Below are 21,537 nucleotides of genomic sequence, written 5' to 3'. Positions count from 1 at the left end.
CCAATCGTTCCTTCCGATCATTGCGATAGCGACGGCGAATGGGTCGCGGGCGACGCCGCGGCCGCGGCGCGCGCCGGGTCCACGGCTTCGGTGCCGTCGGCATACGGAACGTCCATGCCGTCGCGGAAGATCACCAGCGTATCGGTGTCGCTCGCCTCCGCCGCGCCGTCGGCGCGGGCGCGGAAGGTCGCCTCGCCGGCGTCGCTGTCGCCGCGGATCGGCGCGCTCACGATCCACACCAGGTGCGTGCCGGGCGGCAGCGTCGCCGTGTCGGCGAAACCGCCCGCGCCTTGCGCGGTACAGGCCGTGCCGGGTTCGCCGCCGATGCAGGTCCACTGCGCATTGGCCGCGTCGAAGGCGGAATCGAGCGTGGCGCCGACGGCCACGTTCTCCGCCGCGCCGTTGCCGGTGTTGCTCAAGGTGACGACGTAGTCGCGCACCTGTCCGTAGCGCGCGAACGCGCCGCCGTCGGTGACGGTGAGCTGCAATTGCGCGCCGCCGGCCGCGCAGGTCACCTCGACGTCGGTGACGTCGGCGCTGCCGACCGTGCCCTCGGCGTGGCTGAGCGTGCAGTGCTGGCCGGCCGGCTGCGCCGTCAGCGCGACGAGGTAGCCGTCGCCCGGCGCGAAGCGCGGCGCGAACGCGTAGGCGCCGTCGGCGGCGAGCGTCAGCGCGTCGCCGCCGTTGATCGACAGCGTGACCGAAGCGCCCGCGGCGAGACCGCTGAGCGTGCCGCCGACGCTGTAGGTGACGGCGGCGCCGCAATGGACGACCACGTTGCCGACGTCGACGTCGCCGACCGTGCCGCTGCCGTTGACGACCACGCACTGCTGCGTGGGCTGGCTCGGCTGCGTGTCCACCGTGACCGCGTAGGAAGCGCCGTGCTCGATCGCGGTGGCGAACGTGAACCTGCCGTCGGCATCGACCGGCAGCGTCTCCGCAGCGCCGTTGAGCGCGAGCGCGAGGCCGCTGCCGGCGAGACCGGTGACGGTGCCGCCGATGCGATGCGTCGCCGGCGCGAACGTCACCGCCACCGTGCAATGGCCCGTGAGGGCGGCGGTGGCGAAGGTGAAACCGTTGCCCGCCAGCACGCCGCCGCAGCCGCTCGCCGACTGCACGACGCGGCCGGCGTCGGGATGCAGCGTCAAGGTGATCGTCGGCGCGTCCGGCTCCACGCGATACCACGCGGTACAGCCGCCCTGGCCCTGCCGGCAATCGGCGATCGCCGGGCCGAGCGGCGGCGGCGTGCCGAGCGCACCGACCTTGCCGTCGCCGCTGACCGTCACGGTGAGGCGCGCCTGGCGCACTTCCACCGCGCCCATGTCGCAGCCGATGCCCTGCGGACGCGCGACGCCGCGCTGATCCGCCGCGGGCGCGTCGTCGCAGTCGACCACGTCGATCGCCGCGCTGTTCGCGCCGGGCGGCAGCGTCGGCGTGACGCCGTCCTGCAGCGCGCCCAGACGCGGATCGCCGACACGCACGTCGATGCAGTCGGCGCCCGGCGGGCATCCGCCCTGCACGAGGGCGTGGTTGAACGTGGCGGTGGCGCTCGCCAGGAGCATCTCGTTCGGCGCGTCCCCCCACAGGATCGCGTTGACCAGCGTCACGTCGCTGGTGCCGGACGAGGTCTGGCTGGCGAGCGCGCCGCCGTTGAAAGCCTCGTTGCCGTGGAAGGTGACGTTGCGCAGCACCGGGCTGCTGACGCCGCCGTCGAAGGCGAGATTGCCGACGCCGCCACCGCCCTGCTCGGCGCGGTTGCCGTGGAAGGTGACGTTGTCGAGGGTCGGGCTGCTGCTGCCGCTGGTGATGGCCGCATTCATCAGGCCGCCGCCCATCACGGCGGCATTGCCGACGAACGCGACGCGGTCGAGGCTGGCGCCGCACACGCCCCGGTCCTGTCCGACGCAGAGCATGCCGCCGCCGGTCATGCCGGAATTGCCGCGCACGACCAGGTTGCGCAAGGTCGGCCGGCACTCCTGTCCGGCGCCGGCGCCGCCGCACAGCACGCCGCCGCCACCGCTGGCGTTCGGGCTGTCGGTGCCGTTGGCCAGTCCGCCGGTGACGGTGAAGCCGTCGAGCACGGTCTCGACCGCGGCGCCGCCGTCGAAACGGACGACGTGATAGCTGTTGTCGCCGACGATGCCGGCGGCGTCGACGGTGATGCCGAGCGCGTCGACGTCGTCGTTGGCGTCGACGTCGCCGGACAGCACGCTGCGATGGAGCGCCGGATCGCGCTGGTCGCGATCGATCTCGGTACCGGCGAAACCGCCGTAAACCGCGACGCCGGACCGGATGACGAAGCTCGCCTCGCGGTCGATGCCGATCACCGGTTTGTACGCGCCCGCGGCGACCCACACCTCGAGGCAGGTCGGATTGGCCAGCGCGACCGGCAGAACCGTCGCCTGCGTCCAGCTGCTGCCATTGCCGCCGGCCGTGCCGCTCGCCGTGACGCGGCACACGCCGCCGCCGTCCTGCGCCTGCGCGAGCCCGCTCGGCAGACCCGCGGCGCCGAGCCACAGCGCTGCCGCGGCGAGCCGCCGCGACGTTCGCCCGATCGACGCCGGACACAGGTTCTCTCCGTGACGCTCTCGTTTCCTCGCCGGATACGCCATCTGGCCGCTCATCGAATGTCTCCAGGGTTGTCGCGCGTGCCTTGCGGCAGGGCCAGGGCGCGCGCCGCGCCTTCCAGCAGCACGAGGGAAGTCCCGCCGTCACCGGCGACGAGGCCGACGACCAGCGGCGTGCCGGCGGTCACTGCGGCCCAGTCGCTGACCTGCTGTCGACCGACCGCATCGGTGCCGAGCAGGCGCACGAAGTCGGCGCCTTGCCAGATCAGGCTCTGCACTTCGACTCGGCCGAGCGGCGTTTCCAGCATGCGCACGCGACGGACGCCTTCGCCGCTCGCCGGCGGCCAGTCGATCGACACGCTGCTCTGCTCGTCGTCCAGGCGCAGCGACTCGGTGCCGTCGCCGTAGGGCACGTCGTTGCCGTCGCGGAAGATGACCAGCGTGTCGGTGTCGGCGGCGTCCGCGACGTCGCTGCCGCCGACCGTGAAGGTCGCTGCGGATTCGCCGCTGCCGCCGAGCACCGGCACGCTGACGATCCACGTCACGCTGCCGTTGGCCGCCATGTTCGCGCTGTCGGAGAAGCCGCCCGATCCGCTGCCGCTGCAACTCGCCGCGCCGCCGAGGCATTGCCAATGCACGTTCGGCACGTCGAAAGCCGCGCTGAAGACGGCGGCGATCGCCACGCCGTCGGCGGCGGCATTGCCGGTGTTGCCGAGCGTGACGAAGTAGTCGCGCACGTATCCGTAGCGCGCGAACGCATGGCCATCGTCCACGCTGAGATGCAGGTTCGCCTGCAACGGCGCGCAGCTCACGTCCACGTCGGTGACGTCGGCGCCGGCGATCGCGCCGGTCGCGTGGGCGAGCGTGCACAGCTGGCCCTGCGGCTGCGTCTTGACGGTGACGACGTAGCCGGCGCCGTCGACGAGGCGCGACGGGAACGCGTAGTCGCCGTCGGCGGACACGGCGAGGTCGCCGCCGCCGTTGAGCTGCAGCATCAGGCCGCCGCCGGCGAGGCCGACGACCGTGCCGCCGACGGCGTAGCTGACCGACGAGCCGCAGTTGACGACCACGTCGTCGACGTCGGCGCCGCCGATCGTGCCGCTGCCGTTGACGACGACGCAGACCTGCGCCGGATCGTGCGGCTGGGTCACGACCGTGACCGTGTATGTCGCGCCCGGCGCCAGTGCCGCGGCGAACGCGAAACTGCCGTCGGCGTCGAGCGCCAGCGTTTCGCCCGCCTCGTCGAGCGACAGCGCGAGACCGCTGCCGACGAGGCCGACGACGGTGCCGCCGACGTGATGGGTCGCGTCGTCGTCGTCCTCGTTGACGACCGCCACGTCCGGCGCGTCGATGCCGTCGTAGGCGGGATCGGCACTGCTCGCCGCACCCGTCACGATCGTGTACGCCTGATCGCCGTCGGCGACGCCGTCGTCCATGCCGGTGACGGTGACGGTCTGCGGCCGGTTCCAGTCGGCCTGCGTGAAGATCAGGCTGGCCGGCGCGACGGTGCCTTCGGCGGTGTCGCTGCTGCTGACCGGAACGGTGACGTCGGCACCCGGGTAGCGATCGAGCACCACGGTGAAGGTCGCCGTGCCGCCGGCCTCGGTGGTGACCAGTCCGCCGGTCGGCGTGACGGTGATGCCGGCCGCGACGGAATCGACCTGGTACTCGTAGGCCCCCATGTCGATCACCGGCGCCTCGCCGTTGCCGGTGTCGACCACGCCGGCGTCGTCGAGCGGACGCGGATTCAGGGCGAGGTCGGGCGCCATCTCGCTGGTGTCGCCGTCCTCGTCGGCGTCGAAGGCGTCGTTGAAGCCGTAGTTGTTGTCGCCGGCGTCGATCGCCGGGCTGCCGGCATCGAGGCGATAGTCGCCGGGCGTGCCGACGAAGCCGGGCGGCTGGTCGAGATTGCCGTTCACCGCCGGCGCGCCCGGCACGATGCTGTGGTTCGGCGAGACGTTGCCGAGGCTGCCGTACTGGTTGTCCCAGACGATGCTGTTGTGCAGCTGCACGCCGTGCAGCGGCCACGACATCAGCGCGCCCTGCACCGCGTTGTCCGCGATCGTGACGTTGCGCAGTTCCGCCACGGCGGTGTCGTCGTGGAAGGCCAGCAGCGAGCTGCCCGCGGCGGACAGCGGGTTGCCGGCGACGAGGCTGCCGACCATCGCGAAATAGCTCTTGTTCCAGATCACCGAACGGCTGTTGCCGTCGCCGTTCGCCTCGAAGCGCGATTGGGCGACGAGCGTCACGTCGCCGCCGGGAATCGCGTCGGCGTCTCCGCCGGCGATCGCGGCGCCGTCCACCGCGGCGTTGCGTTCGAAGCGCGAGGTGACGATGGTCATCGCCGCGTGGGTCGCGATCGCGCCGCCGCGCGTCGCGGCGCGGTTGTCCTCGAACACGCTGGCTTTCACCAGCAGCTGGCCGTCGGCACGGATCGCCCCGCCCTCGGCGTCGGACGTGCCGTTGCGCAGCTGCATCGCGTGCACGGTCAAGTCGCCGCCTGCGGCCACGTCGAGGAAACGGAACGCCGGCGCCGACGCCGCGCGCTCCAGCGCGCCGTTGCGCAGGGTGAGCGCGCTGGTGACGACCGGCAGCGCATCGACGCCATTCGAGTCGACGTACGGCGCGTCGGCGAACACCAGCGTGGCGCCGCCGAGGTCGATCGCATCGTCGCTGCCGTTGGCGTTGGCGCACTCGATCGCCTGGCGCAGTTCGGCCACGCGCGCGGCGTTGTCGGTGCCGGACAGCGTGTAGGGAAAGACGAACGCGGCGCAGCTGCCGTCGAGGTTGGTCAGCGAGAACTCCGCGCGCAGCGCCGCCCCGTCGCCGTTGGCCGCGACGGCGGTGACGGTGTACGGACCGCCGACGACGTCGTTGGCGACGGCCGTCGCCCGCGCGTTGCCGCCGGCGTCGATCGCGGACGGCGTCAGCACGGCGCCGGCGCCGCTGACCGGCCCGTCGAAGACCACGCGGCCGCCTTCGACCGGCTCGCCGTCGTCGGTGGCGACGACCCGCACCGCCAGCGGAGCGGCGAAGGCCGTGTTCACCGTGGCCGACTGCCCGCTGCCGCCGGTGCGCATCAAGGCGAAGCCGCGCGACTCGAACGCGCCGACGTCCGGCGTGCCGACGCGCGCGCGGCCGCGCTGGTCGACGGCGGGAACGTCGCTGCCATTGGCGGTGCCGGCGTTCAGCGCCGGACTGCCGGGCAGCAGCGCCACGGTGCGCGTGGCGCCGCCGTAGTCGCCGAGCGGACCGACCCGGGCGTCGGTCACGCCGACCCGGTTGCCGTTGCTGCCGTCGGCGAAGCCCGTGCCGGACTGGACGCCGATCACGTTGTTGAACGACGTCGCGAGGTCGACCGTCGCGCTGTCCGTGGTGCCGATGTCGTTGGCGCCGTTGCCGACCACCAGCGAGTTGGTGATCGACAACGACGCGTTCATGCGCAAGCGGATGCCGCGCGCCTCGTTGCCGACCACCGTCGCGTTGACCAGCCGCGCCTGCGCGCCGGCGGCGCCGCCGAACACGATGACGGTGTTGTTTCCTTCGGTACGGGTGACCGTGGTGTTGCGCACCAGCAGCGGCCCGTCCCAGATTTCGAACGCACCGCCGACGCTGGCGCGATTGGCCGCGAACAGGCTGTTCTCGATGGTCACCCTCGCGGAGGCGAAGATCGCCCCGCCGTCACCCGACGAACCGCCGCCGCCGGAAACATTGCCGGAAAAATCGACGCCGTCGATGGTCAGCGACGCGCCGGAGAAGTAGATCGCGCCGCCATAGAGCGAGCTGCCGCCGCCGCGCCCGTTGCGCACGGTCAGGTGCCGCAAGGTGAAGTTCAGGCCCGGCGCGCTCTCGGCGGTGAACGGCCGATGCGCCTGGGCGCCGTCGATGACCGTATTGGCCGCGCCGTTGCCGGTGACGGTGAGATCCCCGCCGCCGGCCGTCAGCGGCGGCAGCGGCGAGGCCAGCGTGATCACGCCGTCGGCCGACGACGCGAACGCGATTGTGCTCTCCTGCGCGCTCGCCGCCGCGTCCAGCATGGCCTGTCGCAGGCTGCCGGGGCCGCTGTCGGCGGTGGTGGTGACGGTGAAGGTATCCGCCAGCGCCGGTGCGCCGACGCCGCACAGCAACAGCAGCAGCCACCGACGCGAGTGCCTTCCCCGACGTGCGAGGTTCGTCATGAACGTTCTCCGTGATCGGTCCTGCGCGGCCCGCCCGCGTGCGCGTCGCAGGAGGAACGGGTGGCAGCGGACCCTGCCGCGATCGTGGTCGAACGCACCGGAACTGCCCATGTCCTGAGCGGACGCCGGCATGCACGCAACGGACATCGTGTCCGTCGCGAAACGGACATTCGCAGAAGATCAACGAGTTGCGGACGCCTCAGTGTTCGCCGAAGCGCGCGCGATAGCTGCGGTAGAGGTAGGCCGGGTTGTCCAGTCCGCAGCGCGCGCCGGCCTCGGCCAGCGTCTTGCAGGCGCCGCTGCGCAGCAGGTGGCGCACGCGCAGCAGGCGCTGTTCGCGCAGCCAGGTCTGCGGCGACTGGCCGCTCAGCTCGTGCACGCGGCGGCGCAGCTGGCGCTCGGACAGGTGCGCCCGCCCGGCCCAGTCGGCGATGGAGAAGTCGGCCTGCTCGAGCCGGTCGAGCGCGATGCCGAGCAGCGGATCGACGTCCGCGCCGTCGGCCGGCGGTGTGGCCAGGCGCGGAGCGGCCGCCGGCCAGGCGCGCTCGATCGCGTCGAGCAGCGTCTCGAAGCTGAAGGGCTTGGCGAGGTACGCGCAGGCGCCGGCGGCGAGGCCGGCCTCGCGATCGACGTCGGCCGCCTTGGCGGAAATCAGGATCACCGGCCGGCGCTCGGCCTCCGCCGAGTCGGCCAGGCGGCGGCACAGATCTACGCCGCTGATGCCCGGCAGCACGACGTCGCTGACCACCAGCCGGATGCCGGCGTCGTCGGCGAGCATCCGCCAGGCCTGTTCGGCGCTGGCGGCGCACACCACCGGCACGCGCTCGCCGAGGCGCTCGGCGAGATAGGCGGCGAGGTCGGGATGGTCCTCGACCAGCAGCACGCGGCCGCTGCCGTCGCGGTGCGTTTCGCTCCGCGGCGGCGATTCCTGGGCCGCGCCGTCGAGCGCGAGTTCGTCCAGCGCGACATGCGCGCTGCCGAGCGGCAGCTCGACGCGGAAGGTGGCGCCGGCGCCGCGCGCGCTGGCGGCGGCGATGCGGCCGCCGTGCAGCTCCACCAGCTCGCGCGCCAGCGCCAGCCCGATGCCGAGCCCTTCGCGGCCCTGGCGCGGCGGTCCCTCGACGCGGAAGAAGCGCTCGAACAATTGCGCGGCGAGCGTCGGATCGAAGCCGGGTCCCTGGTCCTGTACTTCGACCACCGCGTGCTCGTCGTTGCCGTGCAGGCGCACCGTCACGCGGCTGCCGGGCGGCGCGTGCTTGATCGCGTTGTCGATCAGGTTGCCGAACACCGTGGTCAGGTGCTGGCGGTCGCCGAACAGCACGCAGTGTTCCGGATCGGCCTCCAGCACCAGCTCGGCGCCGACGCGCTCGATCATCGGGCGATAGCCGGCGACGATGTCGCCGAGCAGCGCCGGCAGGTCGAGCCGGCGCAGGCGCAGGCGCATCTGGCCGGATTCGGCCTGCACCAGCCCGACCAATTGTTCGACCAGCCCGCGCAGGCGATCGAGCTGGCGTAAGGAAAGATCCAGCCGTCCGCGCTCGGCCGCGCCGAGTGCGCCGGCGTGCGCCTGCAACTCCTGCAGCGGCAGCGACACCAGCATCACCGGCGTGCGCAGTTCGTGGCTGACGTCGGCGAGCAGGCGCGAACGGAACTGGTCGAGGGTCTCCAGGCGCTGCGCCTGCGCCGCGAGGCGCAGGTTGCGGTCCTCGATCTGGCGATGCGTGCGCGCAAGTTCCGCGTGCGTTTCCGCCAGCTCCGACAAGGTCGCCTCGGCGAGGCTTTTCTCGTGGCTGAGTTCCTGCGTGCGCTGGCGCACCTGCCGATCCAGCTCGATCGCGCGCCGGCGCAGGCGATGCAGACGCAGGCGCACCAGCGCCAGCAGGCACAATCCGATTCCGGCCAGCGCCGCGAAGCGCACCGCGGTGGTCTCGTGCCAGCGCGGCGGCACCTCGAATTCCAATCCGGTCGGCGCGCGCGCCCAGATGCCGTCGCTGTTGCCGGCGAGCAGTTCGAACCGGTAGCGCCCCGGCGGCAGCGCCGCGAACGCGGCGGAGCGCTCCGACAGCGCGTCGGTCCAGCCGTGATCCTGCGGCAGCAGCCGATAGCGGAAGCGGTTCTCGCCGCTGCCGCCGAGATCGGCGGCGCCGTAGCGGATCAGCACGTTGCGCACGCCGACCGGCAGGCCGCCGTCGGCGCCGACCGGCACCTCGCGTCCTTCACTTTCCAGGCCGTTGATGACCGCGCGCGGCGGACGCTCGTGCAGCGGGATCTCCAGCGGATCGAAGCGCACCACGCCGCTCTGCGACGGGAACCACAACCGTCCCTGCCGATCCCACGCCGCGGCCGGCTGCACGCCGCCGTTGCCTTCCAGCTCGGTCAGGCCGTCGGACAGCCCCAGCACCAGCGGCGACAGGCCGTGCCCTTCGCCGGCGAGCAGCGCGGCGAGACCCGGACGGCTGATGCGGAAGATGCCCTGGTTGCTGTTGACCCACAGATGGCCGTGCGCGTCCTCGCGCACCGTGTGCGGGCTGTTCGACGGCAAGCCCTGCGCGCGTCCGAGCTGCATCGCCTTGCGGCCGAACGGATCGTCGGCGGCCACGCGCACCAGGCCGCGGCCGTCGGTGCTGATCCACAACGCGCCGTCGCCGGCCAGATGGAGATCGCGCACCGAGGTCCGCTCGAGCAGCGCGCCCGCGACGGCGTGCCCCTCCTCGCCGCGCTGCAGCCACACGCCTTCCGCGCCGCCGAACCAGGTCTTCCCGTCGGCCATCGCCAGCGCGTTCACCTTCGCCCGGCGCGGCTCGCGCGGCCATTGCCGCTGCCATCCCTCGCGCGTGCGCCGCCACGCGCCCGCGGTGGTGCCGAGCCATGCCTGCCCGGCGGCGTCGAACGCCACCGCCAGCACCTGCTCGCCGAGCAGTTCTTCCGGCAGCGGCACGGCCTCGAAACGCGCCGCGCCGGGCGCGCGTCGCCACAATCCCGGCGCGTAGGTGCCGACGTAGAGGCTGCCGTCCGGCGCGGTGGCGACCAGCCACGGATTCTCACCGGGCAGGCCGTGCTCGCGCCCGTAGCGCTGCACACGGCCGTCCGCGTCGATCGAGAACAGACCGTTGCCGAGGCTGCCCAGCCACATCGTGCCGTCGGTGCCCTGCGCGACGCCGTAGATGTTGCCGCCGGCCAGTCCCGCAGCCGCGTCGAGCAGTTCCACGCGCGCGCGATTGAGGCGGTACAGCCCGTCGCGCAACGTCATCGCCCAGACGATGCCTTCCTCGCCGAACAGCACGTCGCGGATCTCGCCGCTGCTGGCCAGCACCGGTGACGGCGCCGGCGACGCCGCGGGCGCGTCCGACGCAAGTCGCCACAACCGCCCGGCTTCGGCGACCCAGACCGCAGCGTCAGGCGCCTGCCAGCTGCGATATCCCTCCGCGGACGTCGTCGCCGCGTCGACGAAGACGCGCCGCGGCCGTCCGGCCTCGACCACGAAGACGCCGTCGGCGGCGCCGATCCAGAGCCGGCCGTCGGCGGCGCGCTGCAGTTGCGTGACCGCATGCGGATCTTCCTCGCCGGTCCAGAGCGTCTCCGTTCCGTCGCGCGACACGCGCAGCAGGCGGCCGGAGACTTCCGTCCAGAAACTGCCGTCGGCGAGCGTCGCCGCATACAGCGGCGGCAACGAGCCGGCGCGTGCCGCGACACGACGCGCGAGCCGCCATTCGCCCTGCCGGTGTCGCCAGATGTCGCCCGAGCGCGTCATCAGCCAAGCCGCGTCGTCCGGCCCGCGCAGCGCCAGCGCCGGATCCGCGGCCGCCGGAAAACGCACCCATGCCGGAAACGCGCCGCTGCCGTCCGGGCAATGCATCGCAGCGGCGGTGGTGACGCACAGACTGCCGGCATCCACGTAGCGCACGTCCTGCGAGCCGTCGGCGCCGAGATCGACGCGCTCGACGGAACCGGAGCGCACCTGCAGCCAGTCGCCGTGCTCGGTATAGGCGAACAGGCGACCGGCCGTGTCCTTGCGCAGCGAATGCACGCGGTTGCCCGACATCGCCGGGAAGCGCATCGACTCGTGCACCTCGAAGCGTTCGCCGTCGAAGCGCGCGAGGCCGTCGTGCGTCGCCAGCCACAGGAAACCATCGGTGTCGATCTGCGCCGAGTTCGCGCTGCCGACCGGCAGTCCGTCGACCGAACCGTAGTGATGCTGCACCCAGCGCCGACCCGATTCCGCCGCGGCGACGGCCGAGCCGCAGGTCAGCGCCGCGACGGCGAGCGCGGCGAGGCGCCAGGGAAACCGGAATGCCTGCATGCAGGAGCGGGACTGCGAAAAGAAACGAACATACCCGCTCCGACTCCGAACGCAACCGATGCCGAAGCGGGCGGCGCCGGCGACTCGTGCGCGGCCTGCGAATCGAAGTCCTGGTCAAGCCGTTACCGACGACGTTCAATACTCCGATGCGGAGCCCGCCGTGCTGACCCGTCCTGCCGACACGCCGCCCTGCGCCGCGTGGGCGATCGGCATCGCCGTGATCGTCGCGGTGCTGCCGCTGTGGCTGGTGCCGGGCGTGGCGGCGTACTTCGACTGGCCGCTGCACCTGTTCTGGATCCAGGAGTTCTCGCGCGCCGTCGGCCAGGGCACCGCGTATCCGCGCTGGATCGCCGCGGCGAACGGCGGCTACGGAGCGCCGACGTTCGTGTTCTACGGACCGCTGGCCTATTGGCTGGCCGCCGCCGCGACGGCGTGCGGCGCTTCGGCGCTGACGGCGTTGAAACTCGTCTACACCACCGCCGTCGCGGTCGGCGCTTTCGCGGCCTGGCGCTGGTATCGAGTCTTCGGCGGTACCGCGGCGGCCATGCCGGCGGCGGCCGCCATCCTGTCGCCACCACTGCTAATGCTGATCTATCGCTACAACCTGCCAGCCGCGGCGCTGGCCACAGCGCTGTCGCCACTGGTGCTGCTCGGCGCCTGGAGCGCGCGCCGCGGCGCCGGCGTGGCGGCGATCGGCGTGCCGTTCGCGTGCGTCCTGCTGGCGCACCTGCCGAGCGCGCTGATGCTCGGCGTCGCGCTGGCCTTGCTCGCGTTGCCGGACCTGGCCTCGGCGGAAGGACGGCGCCGAATCGTCACGATCGCCGCCGGCCTCGGCCTCGGCTTCGCGCTCGCCGCGTTCTACTGGCTGCCGGCGCTATGGGAGCTGCGCTACGTGCACGCCGAAGCGCTGCTCGGCGGCGCGCTCGATTGGCGCCGCAACCTGCTGTTCGATCCGTCGATCGACTCGCTGCACCGCGCGCGCGGCGACGGTCTCTATCTGGAAGCGACCGCGCTGACGCTGGCCGCCGCGCTCGCGGCAGCCTGGGTGTTCGTGGAGCGCTCGGCATCCGCCACGTCGTCCGATCGCGCCGCCATCCGGCGCCTCGGCGTGGCCGCGTTCGTCCTGCTCGCACTCGCCACGCCGCTCGGCACCGCGTTCTACCGCTACGTGCCCGGCGCCGCGCAGCTGCAATTCGGCTGGCGCTGGCTGCCGCTGTTCGCGCTGGTCGCCGGTGCCGCGATCGCGCTCGCGGTGCGCCACGCAGGCCCCGCTTCGCGCCTCGCTGCCGTCGCGCTCGCGTCGTTGCCGCCGGCCGCCTTCGCGCTGTCGCTGCCGCTCGTCTGCGGCGGCGGAATCGTGCTGCCGCCGGTCGCGCGCACGACGCCGGCGCAGATCGCCTGGGCGCTCGAAGCGCCACGCCTCGACCCGCCGGAACACGTCCCGCGCGCGGCACCACTCGGTTTGATGCGCAATTCCGGTCCGGCCTGGACCACGCTCCGCGGTGAGGCGACTGTCACGCTGCTGGAAGACCGCGACGAACGACGCGTATGGGACGTGCGAGCTGCCGACGAAGCGACCGTGCGGGTGAAGACGCTCTGCTTTCCGGGCTGGGCGATCGAAGTCGACGGGGCGGAGGTCGCCACGTCCTGCGATCGAATCGGTGCGTTGCTGTTCCAGTTGCCGGCTGGCGATCACCGGGGCGTGCAGGCATTTCGTTCCACGGTCGATCGGCTCGTTGCGACGTGGATTAGTCTATGCGCCTTGCTGGCACTCGTCGTGCTCGTCGTAATGGAAGCACGATGTCCTCGTCTTCGTCACCGAGAGTGACGGAAGCAGAGCAATTCGGTTGGAAGCCGACGAGGTTTTTCGGCGACTGTCTCGGCATCCGCCGATCACAACACGATGTCTTGCGGCCCTACCTCCACGACGCGTTCGTCTTCGAAACGCACGGCCAAGCCGAGAGCGGGATCCCAACTGCAATCTGCGAGCAAGCCCGCGACCCGTTTGCCAGAACCGAAGTCATCGGGAAAGAACAGCGTCTCCAGACGAACGACTCGATCGAGGTCCTCCGTACGCTCGACAGGCGGAGCCATTTCCTCGCGGACATCCGCGGACACTCTCGCCAGTACGTCGGGGCGGATCGATTGATAGTGCTCGAAGATCGCCGCTTCGGCGTCCGACAGCAATCGTTCCTTCGAAGACCAGAACGCCGAAAACGCCTCGCGCTGCCCCTCGTCCAGCTCTCGATCTTCCTCGCCAGAGAAGGCCAGCTGGATAGAACGCGTCTTCCCGAGGAATTCCACGCTCACCGTCCGACACCATCCGTACTCGTAATCGAGTTCACCCGCCACCGCGTCAATCAACTTTGGCATCGCTCTTTCCCTATGGCTGTTTCTGCCGCTTAAGTTCACCGATGCCGCCGAGATGTCCGTGCTTTCCATTGATATCGGTGGGAACGAGCTGCATGCGCGTCGTATCGTCTTCGTGCCAGGTGTACTTGTTCTCTTCTCTCCAACGCGTGACTTCCCTTTTCGGCACTCCCATCTGGTCGGCCAGCACCTGGTCCGCTTGTGAGAAATTCGCTCGACGATTGATCGTCATGTTCGGGATGTCGACTTCGGCTGCTGCGTACGGCGAGAAGTTCGGGCGCGCGTCCGCATAGCCGACTCCGCGGTCCCTCGTGATGCTCTTCACTCCGGGATCGCTTGAATAGAACGTCGATTCGCCGCGTTCTCCGGACCACCATCCGTTATTGGCGGGAGTCTGATTGAACCGCTCCTGATAGGTGCTGCCACTCGGTACGGGTTCCTTCGGCGTTCGATTCAAGGCATCGAACTCGGAGTCCGCAATCAACTCCAGTCGCCGCTCCAAATTGTAGCCCGGAGTGACCGGGCTGACCGGCCTGAGATCGGGGCCTCCGCCCGACGGGTTTTCCACAGCCCGCAGAGCTCCCTGCAAGGCATTCCTCGCTTGCTGCGCCTCGGGCAAACTGGCTCTCAACGCGCTCGGAGCCAGTCGAGTGCCCAAGCGTGTCACGCCCCTCGCCAGTCCGGGACCGCCGAACGCGAGGCTGACCATGTCCGTATTGGCTTCGGTCGCTTTCGCCCGCGCGGCGAACTCATTTCCGCTCTGGCGCAAACTCGACGCTTCGTCGAGAGTCGCCGCGTAGTTCTGTCCGATCGTGTCGATCGGATGCGCGATGAGATTGCCCATGCCGACGAAGAAAGCACCGAGGCGCACGCGCGAACCCGCATCCAGACTATCGGGCAGCAGTGCTTCCGGAATCGTGTAGAGCGCGTCTCCTGCGAGCTGAGTCAGGCTCCGCGTAGCATTGATGAAACTGTGGGCGATACCGGTCGCGACCGGATCGGCACGCGCCTGCATTTGCGCGTCGTAGTGAGCGAGCACCCCTTTCGCCGTCTCGCGCGCTTTCTCGTTCGGCGCAAACGCGACCGAGGTTTCCAGACCGCAGCGGAACGACTCGAGCGGGCAGCGGCCATACGGATCGGTGTAGACGGTCGGATTGGCATACGCATACAAATACCGATGCAGACTCGGCGGCTGCATCGGATCGCCCGCCTCCGGATCCTCCGCGACGAAGCGCGCGATCACCGGGTCGTAGTAGCGCGCCTTCGCGTAGTACAGGCCGCTTTCGGCGTCCTTCACGTAACCGGTGAAGCCGATCGGCTGGTTGTCGGTGTTGGCCAGATCCGCGATCGGCCGGGTGCGGTCCGGCTCGACCGTCGCGCCGCCGCTGCCCTGCTGGCGGCGCACCTCGCCCCAGGCGTCGTAGCTGGTTCTCGCGCTGATCGCTCCGTCCTGCGTCAGCAGCACGATCGGCGTCTTCAGTGCGTCGAGCAGGTAGTGCCGCTGCGTCGGCGTGGTGCCGAGTTCGGTGCGGCTGATCAGCTGGCCGGCGCCGTAGTGATAGCGCGCCAGTCCATTGCCGATCGCGTTCGTCTCGGCCAGCAGGCTGCCGTCGTCGTACTGGTAGCGCGTCTCGGCGCCGCCTTGCGCCTTGCGCAGGCGCTGCCCTTGACTGTCGTAGTCGAACGTCAACGGCGGCGCGCCGGGCTGCTCCAGCGTCATCAACCGGTTGCGCGGGTCGTAGCCGAACGTGCGCGTAGTGCCGCCGATCGTCTGCTCGGTGGCATTGCCGTTGGCGTCGTAGCCGAGTACGGCCTGCGTGCCGGTGGTCGCGTCGTCGCGATTCGTCAGCCGGTCGCGCGCGTCGTAGGCCAACGTGCTGTGGCTGATCGTCTGGCCGCCGCCGGCGGTGATCGTCTCCTCGATGCGGTTGCCGACCGCGTCGAGGCGGTACACCGCGTGCCGCGCAGCGCCGCCGGCGGGATCGGCTTCGGTGATCTCCGTGAGCCGGTCGGCGAGATCGTAGACGTAGGTGGTCGTCTCCTCGCCGTTCGCCGTCGCCGCACCGTTCGATTCCTTCTGCTCGACGCGGTTGCCGTTGAGGTCGTAGCGGTAGTGCAGGCGGGCGATCGCGACGCCGGCCTTGGCGTGCGCGATGCTCTCGATGCGGCCGGCGAGGTCGTAGCCGGTCTCGCTGGTGCTGCCGTCCGGACGCGTGACGAGCTGCAGTTTTCCGCTCGGGAAATAGTCGAGGTTCGTGGTGCCCTGGCCCGGCACCGCGACCGTGCGGTTGCGGTTGAGCGCGTCGTACGTCCACACCGTGGTGCGACCGTCGGCGTCGATCAGGCTGGTGCGGTTGCCGACTTCGTCGTAGCCGGTGTCGACGCTGCGACCGAGCACGTCGGCGACGCGCTCGAGGCGGTCGAAGCGGTCGTAGCGGCGGGTTTCGCTGCGCGGTGCCCCGCCCTGCACCTGTTCGGTCAGCGTGACCTGGTTGCCGTTGCCGTCGTAGCGGTAGTCCGTCGCCGACACCGCGCCGGGCTGCGCATTGGCGTAGGTGGCGCGCGCGAGTCGGCCGAGCGCGTCGTAGGTGGTCGCGATCGCGTCGCCGTTCGGCGTCGTCTCGACCGCGGGATTGCCGTCGGCGTCGTAGGTCCACGCGTGCACCGCGGCAACGCCGCCCACGCTCGGGTAGTTGCGGCTGCGCAGTCGGTGGCGCGCGTCGTAGCCGAACGTGGTGACGTGATGGTTGGCGTCTTCGATCGAGGTGCGGTTGCCGTCGGCGTCGTAGCCGTAGGTGGTGACGTTGCGCTCCGGGTCGGTCACGGTCCGCAGGCGGTCCGCCGCGTCGTAGGCGTAGTGCCAGGTGCTGTTCTCGCCGAGCGGGCGCTCCGTGGTCAGTCGATGGCCTTCGCCGTCGTAGGTGTGCGTCGTCGTCTCGCCGGCGGCGTTGGTCTGCGTCGCCAGGTAGCGCCGCGGCGTGTAGGTGTAGGTCGTGGTGCGGCCGTCGGCGTCGGTCTCGCTCTTCACGTCGCCGAGCGGGAAATACGTCCAGCTGCGCTTCGCGTCGAGCGGGCGCGTCTCGCTGAGGCGCCGGTTCGCGCGGTCGTAGGTGTCGGTGGTGAGACGGCGCTTGGCGTCCAGGCTGGTCAGCACGTTGCCTTCGGCGTCGCGGGTGAGCGTCTCCAGCATCAGCAGGTCGCGCATGCGGCCCGTCACGCGGTTCATGCGGTCGTAGCTGGTCAGCGTCGCGATGCCGCGCCGGTCGGTGTGCTCCACTTCGTTGCCGGCGGCGTCGTAGCGCCAGGACTGCGTGTGCACCTCGCCGCTGCCGTCGGCCGGATCGGTCTGCAGGACGCGGCGATTGAGTTCGTCGACCTCGAAGGTGGTCGTGTTGCCGCGCGCGTCGGTCTGCGACTTCACGTTGCCGACCAGGTCGTAGGCGGTGGTATGCGTCGCGCTCGCGCCGTCGACGTCCGGCAGGCGCGTGCTGGTGCGGCGGCCGAGGCTATCGTAGTCGTGGATCGTCTCGTGGTTGCCGGCATCCGTCTCGCCGACGACGTCGCCGTGCACGTCGTAGCGCATCTTGAGCTCGCGCGGCGTGCCATCTACGCGCGGCAGCTCCTGCCGGACGAGCCTGCGCAGGCCGTCGTAGTGGTCGGTCGTCACGCGGCCGTTCGCGTCGGTGCGCGTCTCGATCTCGCCGTCGGGCCGGTAGGTCAGGTGCTCGAAGCGCCCTTCCTCGTCGCTGCTGTCCGTGCGCCGGTCGAGCGGATCGTAGACGTGCGTGATCGTGCGCCCGTTCGCCCACACCTCGCGGGTGCGATTGCCGTTGAGGTCGTAGCCGTAGGCGGTGGCCTGCCCGGTTTCCGGACCGCTCTGCGTCAGCAGGCGGTTCAGCGCGTCGTAGGTGGAGATGACCGTGCCGCCGTTGCCGTCGCGGCCCAGCGTGACGTTGCCGTTGCGGTCGTACTCCGTCGTGCGTCGCGCACCTTCCGCGTCGACGGTGGCGCGCACGCGCCCGGCGTCGTCGTAGCTCCATTCCCGCACCTGGTCGCCGGAGCCGCCGACGTTGGCCAGGGTCTCCTTCGTCTTGCGGTCGGCGTCGTCGTACGCGATCGTGGTGGTGCGACCGAGCGGCTCGCGCTGCACGCGCAGGCGATCGCGCTGGTCGTATTCGCGCGTCGTTTCGCGATTGAGCGCGTCGCGCGTCAGCACCGCGTTGCCGTTGCCGTCGTAGCCAGTGTGCTCGACGGCCCAGGTGTCGCCGTCCGGGCCGGTCAGCCGCCGCCGCACGTCCGTGCGGCGGTAGGCCGGGTCGGCGTAGACGTATTCGGTCACGCGCGCCGAGCCCGCGGCGGTGTCGCCTTCGCCGACGGTTTCGCGCACGACGTGGCCGAGGCGGTCGTACTCGTAGCGCGTCGTGCGGCCTTCCGATTCGCGCTTGTAGGTGAGGCGGTTCGCCTCGTCGTACTCGTAGCGCGTCACGCCGCCGGCGAAGTCGCTTTCGTCGAGCTTGTTGCCGTTGCGGTCGTAGTGCAGCGAACGCGTGCCGGCCGGCGTGGTCACGCCGACCAGGCGGCCCATCGCGTCGTACGCGGATACCGTCTGCGTATCGCGCGGATTGGTCTCGGTGCTGCGGTCGGCGACGTCGTCGTAGGCGAAGACGCGCTTGCCGGTGCCCGCCGCGACGGCCGGATAGGTGATCTCCAGCGGGCGGTCGTCGGCGTCGTAGCGAGTCTTGGTCGTGTTGCCGTTCGGGTCGGTGTCGGCGATCTTGCGACCGCGCGCGTCGTAGGTCGTCGTGCGCGTGTTGCGCGCCGGATCCTCGACCGTGCTCGGCGTGCCGTAGTCGTCGTAGCCGTAGCGCCAGATCTTGCCGGTGCCGTCGGTGTGCGTGATGCGGTCGCCGTTGGCCTGGTAGTCGTCGCGTTCGGTGACGCCGCCGCGCTCGACGCTGCGGCGGTTGCCGTGCGCATCGTAGGTATAGGTCGCGACGATGCCGCGCGGATCGGTGTAGGTGCCGGGGCGGTTCCTGACGTACGGCGGATCGAACTCCTCTGCCGCGCGATAGGTCCAGCTGCGCGATTGCGTGCCGCTGGCGTGCTGGATCTCCTCGCTGAGCGTGTTGCCGTTGGCGTCGTAGACGTAGGTGGTCACCGTGTTCTCGGCATCGGTGACCCGGTGCGGCAGCAGGTGTGCGAAGTCCCATTCGGTCTGCGTGGTGCCGACCGCATCGGTGACGCGCTCGGCCGCGCCGTAGCGGTTCAGCGCGTAGGTGGTCGGATGGCCGCGCGCGTCGGTGACCGTGCTGCCGACGGGGCTGAGGCCGCGCACGCCGTCGTAGACGAACGCGGTCTCGCCGCCGTCCGGTTCGGTCAGCTTCTTCACGCGTTGCTCGGGCACGTACAGGATGCCGTCGGGCGTGTCCACGCCGGACCATTGCAGGTCGTAGACGTAGCTGCGCTTGGCGTTGTTCAGCGCGTTGGCCGCCTCTTCCAGCCGGTAGCCGAAATGGAAGTACAGCGGATCGCCCGTCGGGCTGCCGGAAATCAGGCCGCCGTAGTCGTGGTAGACGTAGCTCTGCGCGCGTCCGCTGCCGCTGCCGTCGCTGCGCTGCACGCGCTGCAGGTTGCCGTCGGCGTCGTAGGTGTAGTCGATGATCAGGCCGAGCGGACCTTTGGCCTGGGTCAGCAGCAGCGCGCTGTCGTGCACGGTGATGTCGCCGAAGGTCTGCGTGAACGACAGCGTCTGGTAGACGAGGTCGATCTGCCGGCCGGCGCCGTCGCGCACGTGCGCGACGCGCGGCACGCCGCCCTGCGTCTCGTAGAGGTAATCGACCTGGTTGCCGTTCGGATCGACGACGAGGTTCAGCCGCGGACCGGTCGGGTCGAACTGGCCGTAGTGGTAGCGCGTGCCGTCCTTGGCGTACAGGTCGTACTCGCCCTGCCGTTGCACCAGCGTCGCGTGGTAGCCGTGCAGCGGCTTGAACACCTGCGCGCCGGTGGCGTCGACGTAGTCGGGCACGAAGGTCATGCCCTGCCCCGCGCTGCCGCTGACGATGCGTTCGTTGCAGCCGGTCGCGCGCACCTGGCCGTCGAGTTCGGTCGTCCAGCCGTAGCCGAGCACGCCGCGCTGGCCGCCCTGGTGGCTGGCGTAGGTGCGCGTCAGCTTGATGCCGGGACCGCGGCCGCCGAGCGCGATGTCCTGCTCGCTGATCGTCGCGTTGCCGGAGAACACGTCGACGCCTTTCACGATCGGATGCGCGAGCGGCAGCGAGTCGTGCCGGTTCAGCACGTTGCTGGCGCGGCCGCGGCGCACCTCGGTGCTGCCGTCGGCGCCGACCGCGCTGAGTTCGTAGGCGTACTCGCCGAAGCGCAGTTCCTGCGGCGACAAGGCCAGCGTGTGCACGCCCTGCGTCATCGCCTCGTCGTCGAGCGGCGTCCAGGCCGAGATCGGCGAAGGATTGCCGCTGCTGTCCAGGCGCAGGAACTTCAGCGTCACGTGCGCGTCCTGCGCCAGCATGAACGCGAACGATTCGCCGATCGGGCAGACGTACTGCGTGGCCACGTCGAGATCGGTGGTCATCTTGATCCGCTGCGGATAGCGCCCGCCGATCAGCGCGGCGACCTGCAGCGGATCGAGCGGCGGCGCGGGCGGATTCGCGCCCGGATCGGAAGACACCGGCACCACGCCGTAGCCGGCGATCAGCCCCTGGCCGAAGTGCACTTCGGTGTCGCCGGACACCATGCGGTAGGGCGTGCCGTCGTTGAGCACCGTGCGCGCGACGTAGCGGCGGTCCGGTTCGATGCGCAGGCCGCGGTCCGCCTTGCAGAACATCGCCGCGTCGCCGAGCGGCACCGGACAGTCGACGACGACCTCCTCGTCGGCGAGCAGCTGCAGGTTCAGCGGCGCGGCACGGTAGTCGGACGGGCGGAAGTTCGCCGTGATCCGGATCGCCGCGTCGCTGGCGTTGAACGGCGTCAGCGGAACGATCGGCGGATCGACCTGCGGCGCCGCCGGATCGACGACCCAGCCGTGCAGGATGCCGTCGCCGCCGGGCTGGTCGGCGTTCGGCGACAGCAGCTGCAACGCGAACCGACGATTCTCCGGCGGGATGTACGCCCACACGTTGCCACGGATCTGCCCCGGCGTGGCGCCCGCACGCATCTCCCACAGGTACGAACCGCCGCCGATGTTGCGCAGGTTCTCGCCGCTGGCGTTGGTCAGCGCGAACGTGATCTGCGCGTCGTTGACGGGCGTCCATTCCACCGTCGGCGGGCTGCTGCGCCGGATGCGTCCGCGCACGATGTCGCCGCGCCGCGTGACCGGGAACACCTCCCCCGGCCGCGCCGCGTCGATCGGCGCCAGGAACTGGCCGAGCAGCGGCACCTGCCCGACCGGCGGCGTGGTGGCCCAGCCGAGGAAGGCCAGGGCGTTGTCGTGCTGGCAGGCGAGCTGCTGGTAGAAGCTGTCGTCGGTGTACAGCTTGACGCTGTTGGAGGCGCTGCCGGCGTTGAACGTCACCGTCACCGTCGCCAGCGCCGCGCTCGGCGGCACCACGTTGAACGGCGCGCCGGCCGGGCGCGAGATCACGTCGAGCGAACCGCCGGCGCAGGTGTTTCCGGTCAGCATGTAGGCGCCGGCGGGACACTGCCCCGGAGCGAACAGCGCGGCCGGGAACATCGGGCCGGGAGCTTCGTCGACGCACGCCGGCGGCGACTGCCCATAGGCGGTGGACACGCCGATCGACAGGTGGACGTTGGAGATCTCGTTGTCGTGCGCATCGGTGACCGTCGCGGCCATCGCCTGGTAGCTCACGCCCGGATTCATCCAGTCGCCGGAGACCAGCCCGAAGTCGATCTTGCCCGGCTCGCCCGGCCAGGTGCCCATCCGGAACTGCTCCCCGGCGTAGAGCACGCCGTGGTCGTTCGGCGCCGTCACGCTGACCTGGCCGAGGCCCACCCACTGCGGGTAGGTCATCGACGGCTCCAGCACGTAGTAGCCGAAGTCGCCGGCCTTCTCGCCGAGGTGCACGCGCGCCTCGGCCACGCCGCGGCGGTCGGTGAGCACGCTCAGCTGGGAGACGCGCTGGCCGTTCGGGTCGATCAGCTTGGGCGAGCC

6 protein-coding genes (1 of these 6 only partly in view) are annotated in these 21,537 nt (G+C 70.9%); 1 reads left to right on the top strand and 5 read right to left on the bottom strand.

From position 1 onward, the window contains the following. Positions 1 to 17 precede the first annotated feature (17 nt). The 3 genes from J7520_RS14885 to J7520_RS14875 form a co-directional block, all read right to left on the bottom strand. Positions 18 to 2,624 (bottom strand): choice-of-anchor Q domain-containing protein, encoded by a 2,607-nt coding sequence (locus J7520_RS14885; RefSeq protein WP_291189661.1) that lies wholly within the window; start codon positions 2,622 to 2,624, stop codon positions 18 to 20. Then, positions 2,621 to 6,745 (bottom strand): right-handed parallel beta-helix repeat-containing protein, encoded by a 4,125-nt coding sequence (locus tag J7520_RS14880; protein WP_291189658.1) that lies wholly within the window; start codon positions 6,743 to 6,745, stop codon positions 2,621 to 2,623. The genes J7520_RS14885 and J7520_RS14880 overlap by 4 nt, the downstream gene beginning before the upstream one ends. A gap of 199 nt (positions 6,746 to 6,944) precedes the next feature. Beyond that, on the bottom strand, positions 6,945 to 11,045 hold the full coding sequence (locus J7520_RS14875) for a hybrid sensor histidine kinase/response regulator transcription factor (RefSeq protein ID WP_291189655.1): 4,101 nt from the start codon (positions 11,043 to 11,045) through the stop codon (positions 6,945 to 6,947). A gap of 160 nt (positions 11,046 to 11,205) precedes the next feature. On the opposite strand from J7520_RS14875, the gene J7520_RS14870 reads away from it, so the two are divergent. After that, positions 11,206 to 12,873 carry a 6-pyruvoyl-tetrahydropterin synthase-related protein gene (locus J7520_RS14870; protein WP_291189652.1) on the top strand — a complete coding sequence of 556 codons (1,668 nt, stop codon included), beginning with the start codon at positions 11,206 to 11,208 and terminating at the stop codon, positions 12,871 to 12,873. A gap of 65 nt (positions 12,874 to 12,938) precedes the next feature. Here J7520_RS14870 and J7520_RS14865 read toward each other — a convergent pair whose 3' ends face one another. Beyond that, entirely contained in the window at positions 12,939 to 13,418 is a 480-nt protein-coding gene (locus J7520_RS14865) for a hypothetical protein (protein ID WP_291189649.1), read from the bottom strand. Positions 13,419 to 13,428: 10 nt separating this feature from the next. After that, positions 13,429 to 21,537: the 3' portion of an RHS repeat-associated core domain-containing protein gene (locus J7520_RS14860; RefSeq protein ID WP_291189646.1), read on the bottom strand. It continues 2,772 nt past the right edge of the window; only the last 8,109 of its 10,881 coding nucleotides appear in the window; the start codon falls outside the window, past its right edge; it ends in the stop codon at positions 13,429 to 13,431.

The sequence above is a fragment of the Dokdonella sp. genome (assembly GCF_017744955.1).
GTDB lineage: Bacteria > Pseudomonadota > Gammaproteobacteria > Xanthomonadales > Rhodanobacteraceae > Dokdonella_A.
The sequence above is the reverse complement of the archived record's forward strand: the minus strand, read 5'-3'. Positions and strand labels throughout refer to the sequence as shown.